This is a genomic window from Deferribacter autotrophicus, assembly GCF_008362905.1.
GTDB lineage: Bacteria > Chrysiogenota > Deferribacteres > Deferribacterales > Deferribacteraceae > Deferribacter > Deferribacter autotrophicus.
The window spans coordinates 62,917-85,903 of the sequence record NZ_VFJB01000008.1; the positions used below are offsets into that span (position 1 = coordinate 62,917).

Annotated in this window: 22 protein-coding genes; 6 read left to right on the plus strand and 16 right to left on the minus strand. The window is 30.8% G+C overall.

Features of this window, described 5'->3' with window-relative positions:
- Positions 1-4: 4 nt before the first annotated feature.
- From accC to FHQ18_RS09860, 3 genes are read left to right on the plus strand one after another with little or no spacing between them, the layout of a single operon-like run.
- A complete protein-coding gene (gene accC / locus FHQ18_RS09850; protein WP_149267009.1) occupies positions 5-1,525 on the plus strand; it encodes an acetyl-CoA carboxylase biotin carboxylase subunit in 1,521 nt (506 codons plus the stop codon).
- A 9-nt stretch (positions 1,526-1,534) separates the two neighbouring features.
- Entirely contained in the window at positions 1,535-2,068 is a 534-nt protein-coding gene (locus tag FHQ18_RS09855) for a biotin/lipoyl-containing protein (RefSeq protein ID WP_149267010.1), read from the plus strand.
- 43 nt (positions 2,069-2,111) lie between these two features.
- The gene (locus FHQ18_RS09860) at positions 2,112-3,752 is read left to right on the plus strand and encodes an acyl-CoA mutase large subunit family protein (RefSeq protein ID WP_223144613.1); all 1,641 of its coding nucleotides are present in this window, start codon (positions 2,112-2,114) and stop codon (positions 3,750-3,752) included.
- Between the two features lie 22 nt (positions 3,753-3,774).
- Here the strand turns inward: FHQ18_RS09860 and FHQ18_RS09865 are convergent, their stop codons facing one another.
- The 5 genes from FHQ18_RS09865 to FHQ18_RS09885 all read right to left on the minus strand — a co-directional run bounded on the left by FHQ18_RS09865 (position 3,775) and on the right by FHQ18_RS09885 (position 9,503).
- A complete protein-coding gene (locus FHQ18_RS09865) occupies positions 3,775-4,761 on the minus strand; it encodes a YhdH/YhfP family quinone oxidoreductase (RefSeq protein WP_149267012.1) in 987 nt (328 codons plus the stop codon).
- Between the two features lie 9 nt (positions 4,762-4,770).
- On the minus strand, positions 4,771-5,883 hold the full coding sequence (locus FHQ18_RS09870) for an ABC transporter substrate-binding protein (RefSeq protein WP_149267013.1): 1,113 nt from the start codon (positions 5,881-5,883) through the stop codon (positions 4,771-4,773).
- 362 nt (positions 5,884-6,245) lie between these two features.
- Positions 6,246-7,142 (minus strand): formyltransferase family protein, encoded by an 897-nt coding sequence (locus FHQ18_RS09875; protein ID WP_149267014.1) that lies wholly within the window; start codon positions 7,140-7,142, stop codon positions 6,246-6,248.
- A complete protein-coding gene (locus FHQ18_RS09880; RefSeq protein WP_149267015.1) occupies positions 7,139-8,863 on the minus strand; it encodes a DUF2207 domain-containing protein in 1,725 nt (574 codons plus the stop codon). Before FHQ18_RS09880 ends, FHQ18_RS09875 begins: the two co-directional genes overlap by 4 nt.
- A gap of 88 nt (positions 8,864-8,951) precedes the next feature.
- Positions 8,952-9,503, minus strand: a complete 552-nt coding sequence (locus tag FHQ18_RS09885) for a LemA family protein (protein WP_149267016.1) — start codon at positions 9,501-9,503, stop codon at positions 8,952-8,954.
- Positions 9,504-9,595: 92 nt separating this feature from the next.
- Between FHQ18_RS09885 and FHQ18_RS09890 the strand changes: the two genes are divergently transcribed.
- From FHQ18_RS09890 to FHQ18_RS09900, 3 genes are read left to right on the plus strand one after another with little or no spacing between them, the layout of a single operon-like run.
- On the plus strand, positions 9,596-10,330 hold the full coding sequence (locus FHQ18_RS09890) for an MBL fold metallo-hydrolase (RefSeq protein ID WP_149267017.1): 735 nt from the start codon (positions 9,596-9,598) through the stop codon (positions 10,328-10,330).
- An 18-nt stretch (positions 10,331-10,348) separates the two neighbouring features.
- Positions 10,349-11,260, plus strand: coding sequence for an NAD-dependent epimerase/dehydratase family protein (locus FHQ18_RS09895; protein ID WP_281285458.1), 912 nt, complete (start codon positions 10,349-10,351; stop codon positions 11,258-11,260).
- Complete coding sequence (locus tag FHQ18_RS09900; protein ID WP_149267019.1) at positions 11,217-12,110, plus strand: phosphatase PAP2 family protein; 894 nt, start codon at positions 11,217-11,219, stop codon at positions 12,108-12,110. The genes FHQ18_RS09895 and FHQ18_RS09900 overlap by 44 nt, the downstream gene beginning before the upstream one ends.
- Positions 12,111-12,124: 14 nt before the next feature.
- Here the strand turns inward: FHQ18_RS09900 and FHQ18_RS09905 are convergent, their stop codons facing one another.
- From FHQ18_RS09905 to FHQ18_RS09955, 11 genes are all read right to left on the minus strand, one after another.
- A complete protein-coding gene (locus FHQ18_RS09905) occupies positions 12,125-12,523 on the minus strand; it encodes a molybdenum cofactor biosynthesis protein MoaE (protein WP_149267020.1) in 399 nt (132 codons plus the stop codon).
- On the minus strand, positions 12,520-14,928 hold the full coding sequence (locus FHQ18_RS09910) for a FapA family protein (RefSeq protein ID WP_149267021.1): 2,409 nt from the start codon (positions 14,926-14,928) through the stop codon (positions 12,520-12,522). The genes FHQ18_RS09905 and FHQ18_RS09910 overlap by 4 nt, the downstream gene beginning before the upstream one ends.
- A 281-nt stretch (positions 14,929-15,209) precedes the next feature.
- Positions 15,210-16,892: a GspE/PulE family protein gene (locus FHQ18_RS09915; RefSeq protein ID WP_149267022.1), complete on the minus strand. Its 1,683-nt coding sequence runs from the start codon at positions 16,890-16,892 to the stop codon at positions 15,210-15,212.
- A gap of 2 nt (positions 16,893-16,894) precedes the next feature.
- Complete coding sequence (locus FHQ18_RS09920; protein ID WP_149267023.1) at positions 16,895-18,121, minus strand: secretin N-terminal domain-containing protein; 1,227 nt, start codon at positions 18,119-18,121, stop codon at positions 16,895-16,897.
- Positions 18,105-18,446: a hypothetical protein gene (locus FHQ18_RS09925; RefSeq protein WP_149267024.1), complete on the minus strand. Its 342-nt coding sequence runs from the start codon at positions 18,444-18,446 to the stop codon at positions 18,105-18,107. The genes FHQ18_RS09920 and FHQ18_RS09925 overlap by 17 nt, the downstream gene beginning before the upstream one ends.
- Positions 18,443-18,988 (minus strand): hypothetical protein, encoded by a 546-nt coding sequence (locus FHQ18_RS09930; RefSeq protein WP_149267025.1) that lies wholly within the window; start codon positions 18,986-18,988, stop codon positions 18,443-18,445. Before FHQ18_RS09930 ends, FHQ18_RS09925 begins: the two co-directional genes overlap by 4 nt.
- A complete protein-coding gene (locus tag FHQ18_RS09935; protein WP_149267026.1) occupies positions 18,975-19,553 on the minus strand; it encodes a PilN domain-containing protein in 579 nt (192 codons plus the stop codon). Before FHQ18_RS09935 ends, FHQ18_RS09930 begins: the two co-directional genes overlap by 14 nt.
- Positions 19,543-20,496, minus strand: a complete 954-nt coding sequence (locus FHQ18_RS09940; protein ID WP_149267027.1) for a hypothetical protein — start codon at positions 20,494-20,496, stop codon at positions 19,543-19,545. The genes FHQ18_RS09935 and FHQ18_RS09940 overlap by 11 nt, the downstream gene beginning before the upstream one ends.
- Positions 20,497-21,225, minus strand: a complete 729-nt coding sequence (locus FHQ18_RS09945; RefSeq protein ID WP_149267028.1) for a hypothetical protein — start codon at positions 21,223-21,225, stop codon at positions 20,497-20,499.
- Positions 21,222-22,547, minus strand: coding sequence for an AAA family ATPase (locus FHQ18_RS09950; protein ID WP_149267029.1), 1,326 nt, complete (start codon positions 22,545-22,547; stop codon positions 21,222-21,224). The genes FHQ18_RS09945 and FHQ18_RS09950 overlap by 4 nt, the downstream gene beginning before the upstream one ends.
- Complete coding sequence (locus FHQ18_RS09955) at positions 22,544-22,921, minus strand: pilus assembly PilX N-terminal domain-containing protein (RefSeq protein ID WP_149267030.1); 378 nt, start codon at positions 22,919-22,921, stop codon at positions 22,544-22,546. The genes FHQ18_RS09950 and FHQ18_RS09955 overlap by 4 nt, the downstream gene beginning before the upstream one ends.
- Positions 22,922-22,987: the final 66 nt, after the last annotated feature.

Sequence of the window (22,987 nt, forward strand, 5' to 3'; positions counted from 1 at the left end):
GATTATGCCTGAGATAAAAAAAGTATTAGTTGCAAATAGAGGTGAGATAGCAATCAGAGTATTTAGGACATGTAGGAAAATGGGGATAGAAACTGTAGCGATTTATACTCATGCTGACAGAAAAGCTCCCCATGTGAGATATGCCGATGAGGCATACTGCATTACTGATAGTCCTGCAGATACAAGTTACCTTAAAATGGATAGAATCATAGATATAGCCAAAAAAACTGGAGCTGCAATTCATCCGGGGTACGGTTTTTATGCAGAGAATGCTGACTTTGCTAGAGCTTGTGCTGATTCTGGAATAATCTTTATAGGGCCTTCTCCAGAGCATATAGAGCTTATGGGTAGTAAAACAGGTGCAAGAAAGGCTATGATGGAAGCAGGTGTACCTGTTGTACCTGGGACGGAAGATCCTGTAAAGGATTTAGAAGAAGCTAGAAAGGTGGCAGATGAAATTGGCTATCCTATAATGTTGAAAGCTGTACATGGTGGTGGTGGTAAAGGTATGAGGCTCGTGGAAAAGCCAGAAGACCTTGAGTCAGCCTTCAGAACAGCCCAGTCCGAGGCATTAAATGCTTTTGGCAGCAGTGAAGTTTACATAGAGAAGTTTATCGTTCAGCCTCACCATGTTGAGATTCAGGTTATCGGCGATAAGCATGGAAATGCACTTCATCTATTTGAAAGGGAGTGTTCAATACAGAGAAGGCACCAGAAAGTCATTGAAGAAGCACCATCTCCGTTTATAACTGATGAGACAAGGGCAAAAATGTATGAAGTTGCTGTGAAGGCCGTGAAGAAACTTGGCTATTATAGCGCTGGAACACTGGAATTTATTGTTGGCGCAGACCAGAATTTTTACTTTCTTGAGATGAATACTAGGCTTCAAGTGGAGCATCCTGTTACTGAATTGATAACAGGTGTTGACCTTGTAAATCAGATGATAAGAGTTGCTGCTGGACAGGAATTAATGTACAAGCAGGAAGATATTCAAAGAAGAGGCCATGCTATTGAGTGCCGTATTTACGCTGAAGACCCAACTAACAACTTTGCTCCATCTCCAGGACTTATCACAGTTTATGAAGAACCAGGTGGTCCAAATGTGAGAGTGGACAGCGGTGCATATCAGGGCTATGAAGTGCCACTATACTATGACCCAATGATTGCCAAACTTTGTACTGTTGGAAAAGATAGAGAATATGCAATAAGAAATATGAGAAGGGCACTTTCTGAATATAAAATTGCAGGTATAAAAACCTCTATACCGTTCCATATCAGAGTACTGAAGAATGAAACATTTTTGTCAGGAAATTACGATACAGGTTTTATAGACAATAAATTTGATATGGAAGATTTAAAGAGAAGAGAAAATGAGGATGTGACTGTGCCTGTGATTGCTGCAGCTATTAAGCAGTTTTTATCTGAGAAGATTGCCGCTGAGCGTGCAGTAACAAGACCTGATGTTGGTGAATCTACATGGAAACGCTCTGGTAAACTTTATAATATTTGTAACAGGCTTGCTTAGGAGGATATCATGCCAGTTAAAAGAGATTACTATGTTACTGTTGAAGGTAGAGAAGAGGAGATTAAAGTTGATTTAGAAGAAAAGGAGCCTTTTCTCTATGAAGTTGAAATAGATGACCAGAAGTATAATGTGGATTTTGCGCAGATAAATGAAGTTGTATACTCTCTGATAATTGATGGAAAATCTTATGCTATAGAAATTAGTGAAAATGGGAATAATTTTGAAGTAATAGTTGATGGCGATAACTACAAAGTTGAAGTTCTCGATGAAATGAAGAGATTTATGAAGATGAGGGCTTCTGCAGCACTAGAAGGCCGTCAGGTAATAGAAGCTCAGATGCCTGGTTATATCTGGAAGCGATTGAAGGATGTGGGGGATGAGGTAGAAGAGGGTGAAACTGTAATGATTCTTGTTGCTATGAAGATGGAGAATGAGATTAAATCTCCTAAGAAGGGGGTTATTACAGAAATTTTTGTTGAGGCAAGTGAAGATCCTAATGAAAGCACTGTTGCAATTGGTGATAAGCTCTTTATTGTAGAATAGAAAAAGCCGCTTAATGCGGCTTTTTCTTTTTGTAGGAGGAGTTATGATAAAAAAGTGGGAAGAGATTTATAAAAAGTCTATTGAAAGATTTCCTGAAAGAAAAGAAAAATTTCAGACAACAAGTGGCATTGAAATTAAGCCATTTTACACTCCTGAAGATATTAAAGATTTGGATTATGATAATCAGCTTGGTTATCCGGGACTTTATCCTTTTACACGGGGCGTACAACCCACGATGTATAGAAGTAGATTCTGGACAATGAGACAGTATGCTGGGTTTGCAACAGCTGAGGAATCAAATAAACGTTATCACTACTTGTTACAGCAGGGAACGATGGGATTATCCGTAGCTTTTGATTTACCTACACAAATTGGTTACGATTCTGATGATCCCATGGCAGAAGGTGAAGTGGGAAGAGTAGGGGTTGCCATTGATTCTTTAGAAGATATGGAGATTCTATTTAATGGTATTCCTCTTGATAAAGTTTCCACATCTATGACAATTAATGCTACAGCAGCTATTTTGCTTGCCTTTTACATTGCGGTGGGAGAAAAGCAAGGAGTTTCCTCTACAAAATTAAGCGGAACAATACAAAATGATATATTAAAGGAATATATTGCAAGAGGAACGTATATTTTTCCTCCTAAAGAGTCGATGAGGATAATTACTGATATTTTTGCATTCTGTAAAGATCATGTACCTAAGTGGAATACAATAAGTATTAGCGGTTATCATATTAGAGAGGCTGGGTCCACTGCAGTGCAAGAAGTGGCTTTTACTTTAGCAGATGGTATGGAATATGTTAAAGCTGCTATTGAAGCTGGCTTGAATGTGGATGATTTTGCTGGTAGATTGTCATTTTTCTTTAATGGTCACAATAATTTTCTTGAGGAAATTGCAAAGTTCAGGGCAGCAAGAAGACTCTGGGCCAAAATTATGAAAGAAAGGTTTGGGGCTAAGAATCCTAGGTCATGCATGCTTAGATTTCATACTCAGACAGCTGGTAGTACTCTTACAGCACAGCAACCAGAAAACAATATAGTGAGGGTTGCAATTCAAGCCCTTGCTGCAGTTTTGGGTGGTACTCAATCACTTCATACAAACTCTTTTGATGAAGCTCTTGCTCTTCCAACAGAAAAATCGGTTAGGATTGCTTTGAGAACTCAGCAAATTATTGCCCATGAAAGTGGTGTGGCCGATACTATTGATCCACTCGCAGGTTCATATCTTATAGAAACCTGGACAAATGAAATTGAAAGGAAAGCTGAGGAATATATAAATAAGATTGAAGAGCTTGGTGGTATGATTAGGGCTATTGAAATGGGGTATGTACAGAAAGAGATTCAGAACAGTGCTTATGAATATCAGCTTATGATTGAAAAAGGGGAGCAGATTGTGGTGGGTGTGAATAAATATCAGATTGAGGAGGAACCACCACAGGATATTTTGAAGATAGACCCTGTTGTTGAAGAGAATCAGAAAAGGAAGTTAAAAGCTCTTAGAGAGAAAAGGGATAATTTGGCTGTGCAAAATGCATTAAAAAAGCTTGAAGAAGCAGCAAAATCTAATGAAAACTTGATGCCTAAAATAATTGAATGTGCAAGATGTTATGCTACTCTTGGTGAGATTATAAAGTCTCTTAAAAATGTATTTGGAGAATATAAAGAAAATATTGTATTATAAAAAGGCGCGAGTATTCGCGCCTTTATTTTTCTAAGTTTACTAAAATCCTACCTTTTATTTTACCCTTCAAAATTAAATCAATTTTTTCGTTTAGACCTTCTAAAGAAACTTCTTCGTAAAATCCTTCTGGAAATTCAATATTCCATTCTTTAGCTATTTTGTTCCATATATATTCTTTAAAATCTATCGAACATTCCACAGAATCAATACCAAGCAAATTAACCCCTCTTAGTATGAAAGGGAAAACTGTTAAATCAAGTTTTGGAGATTGTGCAAGACCACAGGATGTGGCAGAACATCCGTATTTTAAAGCTTTTATGGCTGATGAAAGTATAGTACCACCAACAGTATCCACTACTCCATCCCATGTTTCTTTCAGTAGAGGCCTTTTTTCATCAATAATATCATCTCTATTAACAACCTCTTGTGCTCCAAGAGTCTTTAGAAAATTTTCTTCTGATAGTTTTCCAGTGGCTGCAACGGTATAAAATCCCTCTTTAGCAAGAATACTTACAGCTATTGATCCCACACCTCCTGTTGCGCCGGTAACAAGAATTTTGCCTCCTTTTTTTGTACCATACTTTATAAGTTTATCCACAGACATTGCTGCAGTAAATCCAGCTGTACCAAAAATCATTGCTTGTTTTAAAGTAAGGTTATCAGGTTTTTTTACCACCCAATTAGCAGGAACGGAGATGTATTGGCCAAAACCACCTGGTGTATTCATTCCAAGGTCATAACCTATAACGATTACTTCGTCACCTTTTTTAAACTTGTCAGATTTTGAATTTTCAACTATTCCAGCTGCATCAATCCCTGGTGTATGAGGATAATTCTTAGTAACGCCTTTGTGTCCTGTGGCAGAAAGAGCATCCTTATAATTGAGAGATGAATATTTTACTCTAATTAGAACTTCATTGTCTGGTAAATCAGAGATATTTTTTTCTTCAATAATCCTTTCAAATTTTTCTCCTTTTTCATATACGACCATTGCTTTAAATGTGGACATGACATCCTCCTATACTATCAATATAAACTTACCATCCTTTACTTTTATAATTACCATAGAAGATTCATCAAGTCCACAGTGATCTTTGTTTGACAAATTATATACTCCTGTTACTCCAACATAATTTTTGATGGATTCCAAAGCATCTACTAAAGGAATATTTTTTTCTTTTGATTTTTTAAATGCTTCAATTATTAGATTAAACCCATCATAGGCATAAACTGAATGAACAGAAGAATTTTCTATTAACTTTCCGAACTGATTATTGAAATCAATTAAAATTTTCTTTTGAGGGTCTGAGTCAGGTAGCTGAGAAGCCACTATAAACTTTGTAGCTGGGAGAATTGAGTTTTCTGCAAAATTGCCAGCTAATTTTATGTAATAATAGTCTGCCAGACCGTGTGATTGGATTAGTAAAACTTCTTTGTCAAGCTGTCTTAAATTTTTGGCTATTTTTGCTCCAGCTGAACCTACAGTCCATGCTAAAATTGCTTGAGGTTTCTTTTTTAGCAGCTTTGCAAGTTGAGATGTCATGTTTGCATCAGATTTATGAAATTTTTCAATTCCAATAATTTCCAATCCATTTGCATTTTTTTTCAAAGACTTTATTCCATCCTGACCAAATCCTCCAGAGTCTGCTATTACACCAATCCTTGTTATATTATGTTTTAGTAAATACTCTTTAATTTTCTTGATTGCAGTAGATGTTTTTTGAGGTGATTTGAAAACATATTTTTTAACTGGTTCAACTACTGATGTGCCGCCTACGAGAGTCATTGTTGGGATTTTAGCTTTCTGGACAAAAGGGATAATAGCAAGAGCGCTTCCTGTAGTATTGGGTCCTATAATTACATCCACTTTATCTTTATTGATTAATTTTTTTGCAAACTGTATAGCAATTTTTGGCTGGCTTTTTGTGTCATAGATAACCAGTTCTATTTGTTCGTTTAAATTATTTTTTTTGTTAAAATTTTCTGTAAGTGTTTTAATTATGATTTCAGCTGGTTTGCCGATATGTGAGGCAGGACCAGATATGGCTAACAAGGCACCTATCTTTATTTTAGCAAAAACTGAAGTAATACTGAAAATAACCATTAACAATATAAGAATTAATTTTTTCATAAAAACCTCCACAAATAGTTAAAAAATATTTAACCGCACGGTTAAGTAATATAAAACATTGTTTAATAAGTCAAGAATTTTCTCATAGTGCAACTATTTTTGTGTAAGAATTTGAATAGTTACCCTTTATCAGTGGCTACTAATTTAGGTTCAAGGTCTAATGCATTTTTGCGAAAAGCGATAGCGCGACGAAGTGATCCTCCTTCGTCATTGCGAGGGATGTAGTCCCGAAGCAATCTTTTTCGTCGACAACTCTCATCTTTCACACAAGAGATTGCTTCGCTACCGCTCGCAATGACGAATAATGTGTGTCGTAGTGGTGAGATTGCTTCGCTAACGCTGATAATGTGTAGCTGATTTATTTAAAGTTGGTTTATTAGGCTATTTTTTTCAATGGGGATGTCTTCATACTTAAAAAGCTGATTGTTTATTTCAATAGTATGTGCAAATATACTGCCGCTACCACACGCTATTTCAATGCCATTTTTATTTTTTTCAATAACTTCTCCTGGTGTGCCAAAATTTCCTTCCCATTTTTCGATTGCACATTTCCAGATTATAAATTTTTCAGAATTAATGAAGGCATGTGCACCGAAAAAAGGGTGAGAAAAAGCTCTGATGTGGTTGTAAACTGCGTAAGCTGATTTGTTAAAGTCTATTAAGGCATCTTTCTGTCTTTTTCTCACAAGGTAAAAAGAAAGATTTTCATTTTGTTTTTTCTTCTCATTTAAATTAATTTGATTGTTTTTTAATAAATTCAAAAAGTGGTAAAGCTCAACAATACACTTGTTTATGAAATCTACTGGATAATCTGTAAACTGGATATTAATTTTCTTCTGATATATTATATCTCCAGCATCTACCTTTTCATTTGGTAGGTAGATGGTTAACCCACTTTTTACAACTCCTCTATAAAATTGCTCAGAAATGGCGCCATATCCTCTGTACATTGGTAAGAGGGAAGGGTGATAATAAAGTGTGCAAAAAGGGTAGTTTGAATTAGTGAAGAAATCCTTTGTCCAGTCAATACAGAGGGCAAAATCACAGTTTTTTATCTTGGTTTTACAATTTTCATAACGGTTACTTGCAAGATAGGTAATGTTGAAATATTTAGCAAATTTAGAAAAATCATAAATCTTTTGTGACCTTTTAAAATTAGGATGATAGGTATATATCTTATAATCAAAATCTTTTTTTTCTATTAAAAGCTCAATAAATTTGTAACCTGTGTAGTTGTCAACAAAAAGCGAAATTTTCACCAGCTACCTCCACCGCCACCACCGAATCCTCCACCTGAAAATCCTCCTCCACCCCCACCGGAAAATCCACTACCGCTACTGCTGGATTGTGGTGATGAAGTAAAAGCTGTATTCATAACTTTCATAGAATCATTTAAACTGTGAACAAAATATACAGTACTGAATCTGCGATGCGATGTGCTTCTATACCATTTTGGAGGTTCAGTTATCAGGTCTTTGAATTTTTCTGCAACTTTATCTTCTATACCAAGAGCTACAGCATAAGAAAGAATTTTATCAAAGTAATTAGGATCTTGTTTAAGAAGGACCTTTAATTTTGGTTTTTCAACTCTTTCGATAAATTCTCTAAATCCATCAACAAGCTGATAGACTTTTGCACCCTTATCCGTTTTTTTGGGCATTATTCTGGCAAAGATAAAGGTAATTAAGGCTGAAATGATTAGGGCAATAAGATAGTCCATACGTTGAAATAATACACCTGATCCGATACCGATGAAAAACATAACAACTGCTGCAAAGTATGATATAGTCGTTAAGGTTTGGGAAGATGATTCATAATAGTCCTGTAGAGTCATTTCACTATTTAATTGTTCTCTCGCATCATTCATATAAATATAAAATTGATCTTTCAATGTACTGACTCTGACACTTTTTGTGGAGCCAGGAAATAATCCGTAAAATATAGTTTTTTCAAAAGATTTTGCATTTTCAGGTAAATCTTTCAACTTGTTCAATATGTAATCCTTCTTTTTGAGTATTAAGCCGTTATCTTCCGTTTCTTCAATTTCCAGATAGCCGTTTGCCGCCCAATAAAAAATGAGAGAAATCAAATCTCTGTTATCAGTTTTATCATCTATCAATACACCGGCTTCTGCAGGGGTAATATTTTCTGGTAGTTTGTATTGCACAATTCTTATGATATTTTTATCTCTTCCGAAAAGATACCAGAGTATGAACATTACGATAAAAACCACTAAAGGCAATAGATAGATTTTATTGTTGAGAATAATAAAAGAAAGTCTAGAGAAAAAAGATCCTTTTGAAATAACATTCGGTGGAAACCATATTCCTACTGTGATACCGTTTTTTGGTGGTAGGGTACGATTTGTTTCTCCAGTTATTAACCCTTCTCTTACAAGATAAGATATATCTTTTTTCCTTTCCCCGTATCTTCCTGTCACTATAAAATATTTTTCTTCAGCAGGTTTATAATTATCAGGAAACTGGATATTGAAACTTGCTTTTTCTATTGGGACAGGCCATTCCTGACCGATAACATTGAAGTAAAATTCACTATGATCATCAAAAAAATTGATGGCACCATAAATTTTATATCTGATAATATAACGAACATCACCACTCACAAATTTATTAGCACTACCAATTTTTATGAAAAAATAATTACCTTTCTTGTAAGTAGTAAAATTAAAGTTATCCACTTCAACATCATAAATTTTAATTTTATAAGTACTGCCGTAAATAAACGGTCTGTTAAGATCATCATCTTTATTTTCTACATGATATTTGTAGGGGATTTTTCTAAAAATACCATGACGAGGGGAGTTGAAATGAACTAATATTTTTTCTTCCACATCAATAACGGAGTTTTTATTGATAAAAATGTTTACTACGTAATCTTTTATGTAAAAATATTCTGCTTTTGCTATACTTGAAAAAGCAAATAGTAGTGATATTACAAAGAAGATTAATAATCTTTTCATTTTATCCCCTTAAAATTAGGTATCCTTGCGAGTATGATAGAAAGCAATGTTTTCACCTTCACTTTCACTATTCACTCTCACAAATTTGTTAAAATTTTACTTTAACGTTTTTCCTTTCAGCTTCTTCTATTTCAAAGAATTCACGTTTTTTAAAGCCAAACATATTTGCAATAATTACTGATGGGAAGGCTTCACAAAGTATATTGTAATCTCTAACGACAGCGTTGTAATACCTCCTTGCATTCTGAATATTGTCCTCTATTTCAGAAAGAGTATTTTGAAGATTCAAAAAGTTTTTATTGGCTTTTAAATCAGGGTAATTTTCAGCAAGAGCAAAAATAGTTTTTAAAGCACCTGTAAGCATGTTTTCAGCTTGGGCTTTTTCTTCTACATTTTTAGCATTCATTGCCATATTTCTTGCTTTTACTACATTTTCAAGAGTTTCTTTTTCATGCTTAGCGTATTCTTTTACAGTTTCAACTAAGTTTGGTATAAGGTCATATCTTCTTTTAAGTTGTACGTCAATTCCACTCCAAGATTCATCTACCTGATTTTTCAGTTTAACAAATTTATTATAATAATAGATAAGCATAAGAAATAATAAAATGATTAATCCGATAATTATATAACCTAAAGTCACTTCAACCCCCGTCCAAAAATATTTTATGTTGCATCAATTTATTACTTTTTATATATCATATGTTGTGTAAAAATAAAAGGGTATGAGATAAAATGGTTAAATTTACAATTTTGGGTTCTGGTTCGGCTGTTCAGTATGAAAATAGGAGTTCTGCATCCTATCTTCTTGAATATAATGACAAAAAGATTATTCTTGATGCTGGATTCTGTTTGCTTGATAGGCTTGAAAAGGTATCGGTTCTTGCCGATGAGATAGATTATATTTTTGTTTCTCATAAACATCCTGATCATTTTATGGGTATTATACATTTTCTTTTTGCTAGAAAGAGTATAACTTCATATTCTAATAATCCTGTAACTATTTTTGGATTTAAGGGGTTAGAAAGTTATATAAATGGGTTTAGAAAAATACTTGGACACTGGATAGAGCCTGAAATTGATATAAAAATTGTTGAAGATACAAAATTTTCTTTTGATGATTTTGAATATGAACTATTTAAAACGGTACATACCGATGAATCTGTTGGTATAAAACTTTACATTGATGGGAAGAAAATTGTTTACACTGGTGACTCCGAGTACTTTGATGATTTAATTGTTCATGTTAATGAAGCGGATTTGTTTGTAGCTGATTGTGGAAAGATAAAGGGAGATGTAATAGAGGGACATATGTCTTATGATGAAGTATTGCAAGTAGCTATTAATGCAGGTGTAAAAAATCTTTTATTTTCTCATTTTTATCCGGATTCTGATAAATTTGAAATTAACGTAGACAATTATAATTTCAAAGTTTTTAAAGCAAGGGATTTAATGTCAATTTATTTATAGGGGTGTGATATTTATCTGATTACTGGTGCTACGGGTTTTATAGGGAAAAATCTTATTGAGAAGCTGAGTCCTGATGAATTTTATGTTATGGGTAGAAGAAATGTAGGCTTTGCCAATTTTATTCCCTTTGATATTGCATCTGATAAGGAAATTGTAATTCCTGAGGATATAAATACTGTAATCCATATTGCTGGATGTACGAAAACTATCAATAAGCAAGATTATTTTAAGGTGAATGTTGAGTGGAGTAAAAAGTTAATAGAGGCTTCTGTAAAGGCTGGAGTTAAAAGATTCATCCTTGTTTCATCTCAGGCTGCTGCTGGAAATAGAGCTGTCAAAGAAGATGATGAGTGTGAGCCTGTAAGTATATATGGTAAGAGCAAATTATTAGCTGAAAAAGAGGTTTTAAAATATAAAGATAAAATTTGTATTGTTATAGTAAGACCACCTGCCGTTTTTGGCCCTTATGATTCGGATTTTTTTAAAACTTTTAAAATGGTAAAAAGTGGCATAGCTCCAATTGTTAAAAATAGTAAGTTTAGTTATGTTTTTGTGAAAGATTTGGTCTATTCTATCTTAGAACTTACAAAAGTTGATGTGACAAGTGGAGAAATATTTTTTGTTTCTGCTGATAATCCTATACTTCAAACAGATTTTATGAATATTATTGCAAAAATTATGCAAAAAAATATTAAATTTGTTAAAATACCCGAAATGATTGCGTTTGTTTTTGCATTTTTAAATGAAATAAAGGCAAAAATTGTGGGGAAAGCAGATATTTTCTCTATCGATAAAGTGCGGGAAATTGTGGCAGGTAACTGGATTTGTGATAATAGTAAAATAAAAAAATTTATTAAGTATCGAGAAACTCCCATTGAGGTTGCCCTTGAAGAGACGTACATATGGTATAAAGAAAACAAATGGTTATAGGTTTCTACCTCATGATTTTCTTACCATTACTTATTTTGTTTTTGTAATTTTTATTGTTACTACTCATTATGGCAGTATTAGTAATGCTCACTGGCATATTCTATTTCATTTAGTAGGTTTACTCTTTATTTTTTTATTAAGTAAATATGATAATGGTAAGAAAGAGTTACTCAGGTTGATTCATTTGTTTTATCCAATTTTGCTGTTTTCTTTTATTTATCAAGAAACGGGAAGATTAAATCAAATTTTTTATAAAGGGTATTTTGATGAGTTATTATTGAAATGGGATAGCATAATTTTTGGTAAATCACCCATTTTTTGGCTTTATGAACTGTTTCCACAGAAGTTGGTATCAGAGTATTTTCATTTTTCTTATGCTTTTTATTATTTTATGGTGCCGCTAACTTTTGTTTATATATTTATGAAATTAAAAACAGATGATTTGAAAAGAAGTGAGTATATTCTTGAATATATGTTTACGCTTTGTTTTTCTTTTTATCTTTATTATACAATTTTTATTTATTTCCCTGCTATAGGTGGTAGGACTTATGTGGATATATATGCAAGAGGAGGGTATATTTTTAAGAAAATTGTTGATTATATATATCTAACTCAGGAGATTGACGGCGGAGCATTCCCCTCATCACATGTTGGTATAGCCATATTATGTCTAATGAATTTAAAGAAGGTGAAAGGGGCTTTTTATAAAGTGATGTTAATTCTTGTGCCATCCCTTTCTGTGGCTACGGTGTATTGCGGATACCATTATGGGATGGATTTAATTGGAGGGGTAGTGAGTGGTTTTCTATTTTACTACATTGGTAGAACAGTTTATAAAAAAATATGGTAGCAAGTTGTTAATATTTAAATTTCTTCTAAGCCGATTAATGTTTCAGCTTTAATAAATTCTAAAATCTTTCTTACTGCATTAAAAGCACTATCTCTGTCTTTTGCTTCAACTGCTAAAAAAAGGATAGTATCATTTTTATCAATCGTACCTATTTGATGATATACAAATATTTTGTTTAAATTGTATTCTTGAAATGTGTGTTCAGTAAATTCATAAATTTTTTCATAGGCTTGTTCATCTTTAATAAAAAGTCTTATTTTGCTATAATCTTTTTTATGTTTTCCTGGATATTTTGCTTTTCCATGATGAATGAGTATTGTACCTGTAGAATCATTAAGTTCGTTGTAGAACTCATCATATAAGCTTTGGATATTAATTTTTTCTTCAACAAGCTTTACTGTTATTTTATTCATAATGATTCCTCCTCTGGTAGTGTTAACTGTCCTTTTTCTACTTTTATAATATGTAGACCAGTGTGGTCTTTTGTTGTTTTTATAGAATAATTACCAATTCTCAATGTGACATCAGTGTATAATGATTTGTTAATTTTAATGAAAGATGTGTGTTTAATTGATCGTTCAAATAAGTCTTCTAATAAAAGTAAATGTTCATTTATATAGTGAAGTTTATCTTCAACAGTTTTCATTCTTTCTACATATAATTTATATTCTTTATCCAAAAGAGCGTCCTCAACATTTCCATATTTAATGATAATTTTTTTTAACTGTTCTTTAATATAATTAAATGATTCTGTTAATTTCTCTTTTTTGTCATTTAAAATATTAATTTTATTTTTTATTATAACTTGATGAAGTGGATTTATCTTTAAAAAAGTTTTTGTGTATGGAATTGTTCCTGCAATATCCACTTCAATGAAATCAGAAGAAGTAATTGAACATGCGTGAACTGTTCCCGTTTTTTTTGTGCATTTAAAATATCCACTACAAATAACATTACTATTTCTCACATAATCAAGAACTTCTATATCTCCTTCACATATTAATGTGGCATCCTGTACAAATTCTGCAGTGATTTTTTTTAATGCTTGAATTTTAGCTTTTTCTTTCCCAAAAATACCACCTTTGATAGTTATTGTCCCTTTTTCTGAAACAACCTTACACCCTTCAACAATACCATTAATCTTGATATCTCCGCCAGCTATAACATTAAATCCGCTTAAAACATCTCCATTTATTATAACATCACCATGATAATTGATATTGCCCACAGAATAGTCTACATCCTGATGGATAATTATCACTTCTACCACATTAACATGTTTTCCATTAAATGTAATCTGTCCATCCACAGTAGAAATTAATTTTAATCCATCTGAACTGACATATGTATTTTTTCCAACTGGTAGCTTAATATCTTTTCCAGGTTTTGCTTTTATCCTATTGCCGTAAATGTCTATTCCGTCTATACCCTCTGTGTATGGGATTTTAATACAAAGGATATCATTTTTTCTTACTGGTTGAATAAAGTTTATTTCTTTAAAATCAACTCTGTCTGAATCTGATTCTTTTGGTTTTAATATGTTATCCTTTTCGAAAAAATAGATTATAAATGCGTCATTTCCATTTATTGGAGGTTTACCTTTAGCGACAGGAATACGTAGTCTGTCTTTTTTGTGAATTAATTTATCAATAGCTTTTTCATCGATACCATATTTTATGTTATTCATTTTTAAGAAATAGATAATTTCATCTTTTGTAAAGTCATAATTTTTTGGAAGTGTAATAAATGCATTAATTTTGTCAGGAGTAATTTCTATTGCAACATCCTTGAATTTTTTTAAATCAATTTTTTGGGTAAATTCTGAAATTAAATAAGGGGAGCCATTTGAAAATTTTATGGCTTCTAAGATCTTATCATTGTTGTGTATGATATAGCCTTCATTTATTAGTGAATCTTCTATTGTTTCAGGTGAGATGTTATTATCATTAACAATTAAATACAGCTTATTATCAAGTTCGATGATATTAAAAGGTTCTTTTGCAATTGTGACAGATTTTTTGTCTGTTTCGGTTAATAACTTTAAAAGTTCAGTGTAGCTATTAATTCTTTGTTCAGGAGATAATTTTAAACAGGCTCTAATAGCTTGTTTAATGTTATTATTTAAATTTGAGAAAAGATTCAAATCAGGGTATTTTAAAAGCTTTATTTTCTGTATATTTTCATCGTTTATTTTTTCTCCAAAAGGGTAAATTCCTGTGAATAGGGTGTAAATAATACATCCTAGTTGAAAAATATCTGATAGGTATGTAGACTGTTTTCCTTTGATTTTTTCTGGTGGTATAAATGGGGGAGAAGACGTAGAAAAGCCTAATTCGCTAATAAGATTATTTTTTGTGATTACTCTTTCCAAGTTAAAATTGTCTATTTTAATTTTTAGTGATTTTGTGAGGAATAATGAATCAAAGTAAAGATTTTTATGGATAATATGACTTTCTTTTGCAAATTGTAGCGCATCAATTATATCTGTGACTATATTTATTTTGTCATTATCATCTAATTGTTTAATTTTAGATAATGTTAAAGAATCATTTTTTGTATCAATAAACTCTTGAATCAAATAAAAATATTTTTCATCTTCTCCATAATCAAGAATGGTCAATACGTTGGGATGGATGATTTGACCTGCTGTAGTGATTAAGTTGCGAAATCTTTTATTTAAGTCGTTAGATGTTTTGGGAATTATTTTTAAAAGAACTTTTCTGTTAAAATTTGTATCAATAGCTTGATATGAATCGCCCGATGGTGTCGTGGATAAAAAATCTATTTTCTTATAGCGATCTAAAATTAGTTCATTCATATAATATGATTTACAAGAAATATGTAATAATTTCAATGAATTTGAAGAAGGATTAAATATTTAAGACTGAAAAAATCCTTTCCGATAAAACTTCTAACATTTCGATGTAAATTATCCATTTGTTGTTTTTATTCTTACCTTTTGTCAAATATCAAAAGAGCTTAAAAAACATTCGAGGTGCTGAGTTCATCCAATTGCAAAGCGTTTTTTACTTTTATTTCAAACAAAAATAATTATTTTATTATAGTTTTTGTTAAACAAAAAGTGCTAACTAATTAATTTTATTCGTTTTCTATTGTTGTAACTCTTAAAACTTCCTCTAAAGTAGTAATACCAACAGAGGCAAGTTTCATTCCAGAATCAAACATAGTCCGAAAACCACTTTGCAATGCATATTTTTTAATTTCCTCAGTATTTGCATTGTTGCTTATCATTTCTCTCAAGGTTGAATCTAGTTTTAATACTTCATATATGCCGATTCTATCTTTGTACCCTGTATAATGGCATTCATGACATCCTTCACCACGTACAAATTTTACATTTTGATATTTAGCATCTATTCTTTTTAATAATTCTTCACTTGGGGTATATTCTACTGCACAGTTTAAACATACTTTTCTAACAAGACGCTGAGCTACTACACCTACTAAAGAGGAGGAAACAAGATATGGTTCAATTCCCATATCAACAAGCCTTACCACACTACTCACAGCATCATTTGTATGTATTGTTGCAAGAACTAGATGACCAGTTAAAGATGCTTGTATAGAAATTTGAGCAGTTTCTTTGTCCCTGATTTCACCCACCATAATAATATCAGGATCTTGACGAAGAATGGAACGGAGAGCAGACGCAAAAGTTACACCGGCAGTTTCATCCACTTGAACCTGATTAATAAGTTTAAAGTTGTATTCAATAGGATCTTCAATTGTTATAATATTTTTATCGATAGAGTTTAGTTTGTTTAATGTGGCATATAGTGTAGTAGTTTTACCACTACCTGTAGGACCAGATATTAAAATAATTCCATAAGGTTTTGAAATTAAAGATTCATATATTTCTAGTGAATGAGTATCCATACCTATGCGATGTAATTCCAAGAGAGCTCTACTTCTGTCCAAAACTCTTAAAACTGCTTTTTCACCAAAATTTGTTGGCAATGTGGATACTCTAAAATCTATATCTTTAAAATTTATTTTTATTTTAAAACGTCCATCTTGAGGAATTCTTTTTTCTGCAATATTCATATTCGCCATAATCTTTATTCGTGAAATAATAGTAGGTGCAAGCATTTTGTTTAAGGTTAAAATTTCATGTAATAGCCCGTCAATTCTAAAACGAACTCTAAGAACATCCTCATCAGGCTCTATATGTATATCAGATGCTTTTTCGTTGATGGCTTTAGCAATAATACTGTTTACAAGGTTAATTGCTGAGGAATCTTCTGCAAGTGTTTCAAGAAGCTCTTCATCTTGAGATAATCTTGAAATTTGTTCTTCAACATCTTTAGCTATTTTATATAGGTGATCTTCTCCTCCATAAATTTTGTTGAAAGCAGCAAGAAATTCATCATTTGAGATAAGCATAGGGATAACGTCTTTACGAGTTACCCTAGAAAGCTCATCTATTGCCATTAGGTTGCTAGGATCACTCATTGCGACATACAACCTGTCTGCATCAACCTTTATAGGGATCACCCTATATTTTCTTGCGATATTTTCTGGAACAAGATTTTTTAAGCTACTGTTTAATTCAAGTTCATCTAATGTTATTTTTTCAATGCTAAGTTGTTCTGATAGGATTTCTAACAATGTGTGTTCATTGATATAGCCCAACTCAACAAGGACTTCACCTAATCTTTTTCCTGTTTTTTTTTGTTCTTCCAGTGCAACTTTAAGTTGAGCTTCTGTTAAATATCCTTTTGAAATTAACAAATCACCGATTCGGATATTTTTAAATTTCATAATTATTCCTTTAAAATTTTTGGGGTGATGAATATAACCAGATCATTTAAATCATTAGTGTTAGATTTGCTTTTGAATAGCCAGCCTATTAATGGGATTTTACTCAACCCAGGAACACTGGAAACGCTTTTTGATTTCTTTTCCTGAACAAGCCCACCAATTACAGTTGTTTCCCCATCTTTAAGTTTTACAAATGTTTCGGCTTTGCGTGTATATTTAAGTGGGTACCCATCAACTGTCCTTGAAAAATCAAGTTCACTCTTATCTACAACAATTTTTAAAAGTATATTGTTATCAGGGGTAACTTGCGGAGTAACAGTGAGAGAAAGTTTTGCTTCGTCAGATTTTACATCTGTATCATCATTACCTATGACTTTGTAGTGAAATTCAAAACCACTTTCGATCTTTGCTTCTTTGTTGTTTAGAGTTACAATTTTTGGTTGGGAAACTATTTTTGCGAGTCCTTCTTGTTCTAGAGCTTGTAGCTTAGCATCTAAAATAAAAGAACCTGAGTAGTTTCCTAAAAGAATGCTTAAACTACCTGTTGGGTCAGTTACAGGTAGATTTACCATATATCCTGTTGTAGTGCCACCACCAATGGTAATGGTATTTGGAAAATTTATATTTGTTGAGTTGATATTTGTATTTGCTGACCATTGAATTCCAAGTTCACGGCTGCCTGTTTTTGAAATTTCCACAATTTTAGCTTCAATCATTACCTGTTTGATTGGAACATCTATTTTGCTGATATAATATTTTATTTTTTCAATGGATTCTTTAGTGTCAGTGATTATCAATGTTCCACTATATTTATCTACTACAATTTTGCCTCGTTCACTTTTAAAGTTATTTAATATTTTGACCAAATCATTTAAATTTATGTTTTTTGGAGAATAAAAATAATCCACAAGTGGGATGATGTTATTTTCTTTAATACCAGTAGAATAGAAATAGATAATATTATTTTTCATTTCGTAGCTAAGGTTAAATTGTCTCGCAATATTGTCAAAAACCTCTTTTAAAGGTATATTTTCAAGGTGTAAGGTAACCGAACCACTTATATTTTTTGGTAAAATTACATTGGTATCAGAAAGTTTTGATAAAGTTATAATAACATCCTTGATATCTGCTCCCTTAAAGTTGACAGAAATTTCTTTCTCAAGATTTACTGCATAAACAATCGATGTAAATATCAAAATTATTATTAAGCTTTTAATTTTTACCCACATAGAGCTCAACCTTTTTTCTATTTTTTTCTAATACAACTTTTTCCATATTAATACTTATAATTTTAAACCCCTTAATTGCATCACCGATTTTATAATTTTCACCATTAATTATAGCATAGAAAATATTATCCATTTTTATTATTCCGGTTAATTTCAGCTGATGATTTTTAGTAATAGAATTTATGCTGCTAGGAATTTCTTTTTTTGCCACAGGAGCAATAAAGTTGTATTTATTTATAAAATAAAAATTATTTTTTGGTATATCAGTCATATCCCAAGCAAATAAAAGTGAATTTGTTAATAGTAGTAAAACTAAAACTCTCATTTCACTCTTCCATAAGCAGTCAAACTAAATGTCATTTCAACGAAGCCGTTGTCTTTGAATAATAAATTATAATCATTAAGGATAAGCCAGTCAATTTCATACTCAATATTTTCTAGTAGTCTTAAAATGTTAAATATACGACCTTCTACAGAGATGGTATAATAGGTTTGATATTTTTCTTTACTCACTTCATAACCCGAAAATGCAAACTCATTTATTTTTACACCGCTATCCAAAATTACTTTTTTTATTAATGAAGAAACTATTGATTTATTACTAATGTGTGTTTTTATTTGTGCCAATGATTCTTTTATGTTTATTAAATTTTTTTTGATGCTAATTATTTTATCAATATTTGCAATTTTACTATAGAAAGTTGAAATATTGGTGTCAATTTTCCGCTCAATATCTGCAATATTTTTTTTAAGTAAATTGTATTTTTTGATTTGTATTACTCTGATATATTTAAAATAAATTGCTATAGTAAGTATACTTATCAGTAAAGTAAGAATTATAATATGACTTCTTTTAGCTGATTTCATTTATCTTTTTAGGCTCCATAATTATTTTGAAGTTATATCTTCCTTTTTCTGTTTTTTTAATAAATTGAAATTTGACATTCTTTATATCTTTTTCATGTTCAAGTTTTTTATAATATTTATAAAATGCAGATGAGGACATTGCATACCCATCAATGGTTATTTGGCCATTGTTATATGAAAGCTTATTGAAATATATATCCTTAGATTTTGATGAAAGTGCAATTATGGTAGATAAAAGTGATGAGTTTTCACATGGATAAAATAACTTTAATTCATTTTTTGTTTTATTAGCATTTGTTAATTCTTTTTTTAATTTGTTATATTCTTTTTCATATTGGTTTAATGAATTTATTTCTTTTAATAGAGATTCATTATATGCAGTTAATTGTTTCAGCTGTTTTTGAAGGAAACTATTTTTATATGAAAAATACAAGTAATCAAAAATTATTAGAAGCGTCAAACAGCAGATAAAAGCGATTGAACCCCTTAATATCAAATCTTTTACATAATCATATCTAAGTTGCTGAGGGACAAGGTTTAAAGCTTTAACTTTTTTATAGCTCATAAAACGCCCCTAATATTTCTGTAAGGTAATCAAAGTTATCTAAATCATAATCAGTTTCTTTTATATTTTGTTCAGTAATTATTAAATCAGTTTTGATATTAAAAAGTTTACTATAATATTTTGTTAGCGCTTTAATATTGTTTAATTTTCCTGTTATATAAATACGATTGATGCTCCCTTTTTTAATAAATCTATTATAATAATCAATTGTTCTTTGAATTTCTAAACTTATTCTGTCAATACTATTTTTTATTGTATCAGAAATAATCTTTTTCTCTTCCAATTCGTAATTTTCTACGCCTATTTCCTGTAAATATTTAATTACATCCGCACTATTAACTCCCCCTTTAGTTGCCACATTTTCAATAATTTGTTCATATCCTACATTTACACCACGTGTTAAAAATATTGTTTCAGACTGTTTAATGATCAAAGTTGAATTATAACTTCTTACATTTACAAAAAGTGTAGTTTGTTCTTCATTTTGATAAAAGAGGTTTTGGGCATAAACATCACTAAAAGCTGAAATTAGTTTTGTTTGTTTTACTTTTTCAAATAGATTTTGAATATGTTTAGGGAAACAGCACACATATACTGCAAGATCATAATCTCCTTCATATATTGCATAATCAATTAGATAATCTTTAAGTTCGATTTCAAAATCATTTTTCAATTTTTGAAAGATTTCTGTGGCAATATTTGGCAAATTTTTTGAAAAAAAATAAACAGCATCAATCAATTCTGCGCCTGCATATATTATTTTTAAGAATTTTGAGTTTGATTCTTTGATAAACTGTTGGGATGAACTAATTAATTCATCGAAAGTACTGTAACTGCATTTAGCAAAGTAAAAAGGTTCCAATACTGATGATTTTATAGTTCCATTGATAAACTCTACATTTTTATCATCAAAACATAATACACTTAAATTCTTTGGCTGCATTTACAACTTTCCTCTATTTTTTAAAAAATACGTTTTGAGTAAAATTTTATGTTTTACTGGTGGTAATTCACAGTTATTTTTAGCATTTTCATAGTATAATAAAGCTTGCTTGAGTCTACCAAGTGCTTCATAATTAGTGGCATAAAGTAAGTTCTTTTCACATTTTATATTTATTCCGTTTGTACTTGATTCATTTAATTGCAATAAGATTTCTAAAGATGTGTTAAAATCTTTTTTCATATGTTTAATGAGAGCCAAGTAATAACCACATAGCATTTTTTCATTTTCGTGAGTTTCTTTATATTTTTTAAAGCAACCATACAATTGTTTTTCAGCTAAACCAATATTTCCTCTTTTAAAGTTATATATACCTAGATAATCGTATTTATTATTTTTTCGCATCAGATTAAATGAATTTTCAAGATTATTTTCCATTAGAGCTAATACAATTCCATCTTGTTCGAGTTCTTTAAGTTTTTTATTATAGTTATTAATTTTATTATTTTTAATTTTAGAAAACTTATTTATAGGTGGACGTTTTTTTAATTTAATGTTTATAAAATTTTTGTTTATAAATATATAATCAACTCCTATGAGTAAGATGAATAATATAAAAACTAAAAAGTAAATATAGCCAAAATTCAGAGATGAGAAACTTTTAACTTTTTTATACTTTATAACTTTTTTTTTCTTTTTATTTTTTTTTAACGCTTCAGCTATTAGGCTCATTTATTTTCACAATTTATTAATGAGTTATATTTATTATATATTAACACCCAACCTATCTTATTGTCAATGCTAATTTTTGCCCAATTACCTCTTTTCTCAATTATTTCAGCTATACTATTTTTAGGAATTGTAAAATTAGATTTTGATTTTAAAGAAGGCGATTTCCTGAGTTTTTGATTTACTAGAAAATGAATACAATTTTTAGATAAGGTAGCTTTTGTATTATTGTCAGTTGTAAGGTTTATTTTAACTTTTTCTTTTTGCACACTTTTATTATCGCTTTTGTTGTCGTTTGTTACAGTCTTATTATCAAGCTGAGGTTTAATGTTAAAATTTTCTACTGATGAAGAATAAATTACTGCTTTTCTTTCAGCATATGGTTTATTATTTTGCAAAAAGATAAAATAAACAATAATACCAGATAAAAATACTAATAGTAAAAACGTAATTAAAGTTAAGGATAGTTTTTTTGTATTGTGATCTGGTTCAAAGGTTTTTGTATGAATGATATGTGTGGGTGAGATTTCTTTGAAGGCTTTTTCGATGTGCTTTTTCGTAATTTTTTTGTTTTGTTCGTTATAAGCGGCGATTAAGGCATATTCACAAATTTTATTTATTTCTCTTGGATTTCCTTGAGTTAAATCATATAAAAGTTTTATAGCCTCTTTTGAAAATAGAATTTTATGGTATTTTGATGCTTTCTGAATTCTATAATTAACGTAGTTTTCAAGGTCTTCTTCGTTAAGTGGCTTTAACTGTATTATAACTGATATCCTTTGTTTTAACTGCCTTAATTCATGTTTGTTTAAAACTTCAAGGAATTCAGGTTGGCCTACAAATAGAATTTGTAAAAGTTTTGCGTCTTCTTTTTCAATATTTGATAGCTGTCTAATAAGCTCCATTGTTTCAAAAGAGAGATTTTGAGCTTCATCGATTATTACAAGAGCATTTTTACCTTCTTCATAAAGTCTCACGAGAAACTTGGTCAAAAGTTCATACACTTTACCTTTATCAAACTTATCTGGTAATATAATACCAAAGTCGCTACAAATGTATCTAAGCATTTCTTCTGAATTTAAAAAGGGATTTAAAACTAAGGATGTTTCTACATTCTCGAGTGAGTTAATCAAAACTCGGGTTAGGGTAGTTTTCCCTGTGCCCACCTCTCCAATTAGAGCCATAAAACCTTTTCGTGTACTTATGGAATATTCAATTAAATTAATTGCTTCTTCATGGCTTGAAGAGCAGTAAAAATAATCAGGATCAGGCGTTAATTTAAAAGGATCATCAATGAAATTGAAAAACTCTTTATATACGCTCATATATTGTTTTTAATTTTCACCCTTATTTTTCTTTTTATATCACCTGTATAAGCTTCACATTCAAAAACAGTAACATTATCATATATTTTTCGTTTAATTTCAATAGTAAAATTATTATAATTTATGGTTGCTGTATTATTTGAATTATAACTCAATTTTCTGTCAGTAAGATTATCAGTTATAGCGATTTCGCATCCTGATTCTGCCAGATAAAAAGCCTGAATTGAAAGTAATTCCTCGGAACTTGATATAGTTTCATTAATTAAAATTGTTATAAGTGTTACACCGATAAAACTAAAAACGAGTAAAAGAAAAATAGCAAAAAGAAGTGAAACTCCCTTGTTGTTCAATTTTACAAAAAAATTTTTGTCCATTATCTTATCTCACATAATTATATAAGTTCGACATTTAACACTTAACACTAACACTCAACACTATCT

Coding starts and splice junctions, on each gene's coding strand:
- accC (WP_149267009.1), top strand. CDS start 5: ATGCCTGAGATAAAAAAAGTATTAGTTGCAAATAGAGGTGAGATAGCA.
- FHQ18_RS09855 (WP_149267010.1), top strand. CDS start 1,535: ATGCCAGTTAAAAGAGATTACTATGTTACTGTTGAAGGTAGAGAAGAG.
- FHQ18_RS09860 (WP_223144613.1), top strand. CDS start 2,112: ATGATAAAAAAGTGGGAAGAGATTTATAAAAAGTCTATTGAAAGATTT.
- FHQ18_RS09865 (WP_149267012.1), bottom strand. CDS start 4,761: ATGTCCACATTTAAAGCAATGGTCGTATATGAAAAAGGAGAAAAATTT.
- FHQ18_RS09870 (WP_149267013.1), bottom strand. CDS start 5,883: ATGAAAAAATTAATTCTTATATTGTTAATGGTTATTTTCAGTATTACT.
- FHQ18_RS09880 (WP_149267015.1), bottom strand. CDS start 8,863: ATGAAAAGATTATTAATCTTCTTTGTAATATCACTACTATTTGCTTTT.
- FHQ18_RS09890 (WP_149267017.1), top strand. CDS start 9,596: ATGGTTAAATTTACAATTTTGGGTTCTGGTTCGGCTGTTCAGTATGAA.
- FHQ18_RS09905 (WP_149267020.1), bottom strand. CDS start 12,523: ATGAATAAAATAACAGTAAAGCTTGTTGAAGAAAAAATTAATATCCAA.
- FHQ18_RS09910 (WP_149267021.1), bottom strand. CDS start 14,928: ATGAATGAACTAATTTTAGATCGCTATAAGAAAATAGATTTTTTATCC.
- FHQ18_RS09915 (WP_149267022.1), bottom strand. CDS start 16,892: ATGAAATTTAAAAATATCCGAATCGGTGATTTGTTAATTTCAAAAGGA.
- FHQ18_RS09920 (WP_149267023.1), bottom strand. CDS start 18,121: ATGTGGGTAAAAATTAAAAGCTTAATAATAATTTTGATATTTACATCG.
- FHQ18_RS09925 (WP_149267024.1), bottom strand. CDS start 18,446: ATGAGAGTTTTAGTTTTACTACTATTAACAAATTCACTTTTATTTGCT.
- FHQ18_RS09930 (WP_149267025.1), bottom strand. CDS start 18,988: ATGAAATCAGCTAAAAGAAGTCATATTATAATTCTTACTTTACTGATA.
- FHQ18_RS09935 (WP_149267026.1), bottom strand. CDS start 19,553: ATGAGCTATAAAAAAGTTAAAGCTTTAAACCTTGTCCCTCAGCAACTT.
- FHQ18_RS09940 (WP_149267027.1), bottom strand. CDS start 20,496: ATGCAGCCAAAGAATTTAAGTGTATTATGTTTTGATGATAAAAATGTA.
- FHQ18_RS09945 (WP_149267028.1), bottom strand. CDS start 21,225: ATGAGCCTAATAGCTGAAGCGTTAAAAAAAAATAAAAAGAAAAAAAAA.
- FHQ18_RS09950 (WP_149267029.1), bottom strand. CDS start 22,547: ATGAGCGTATATAAAGAGTTTTTCAATTTCATTGATGATCCTTTTAAA.
- FHQ18_RS09955 (WP_149267030.1), bottom strand. CDS start 22,921: ATGGACAAAAATTTTTTTGTAAAATTGAACAACAAGGGAGTTTCACTT.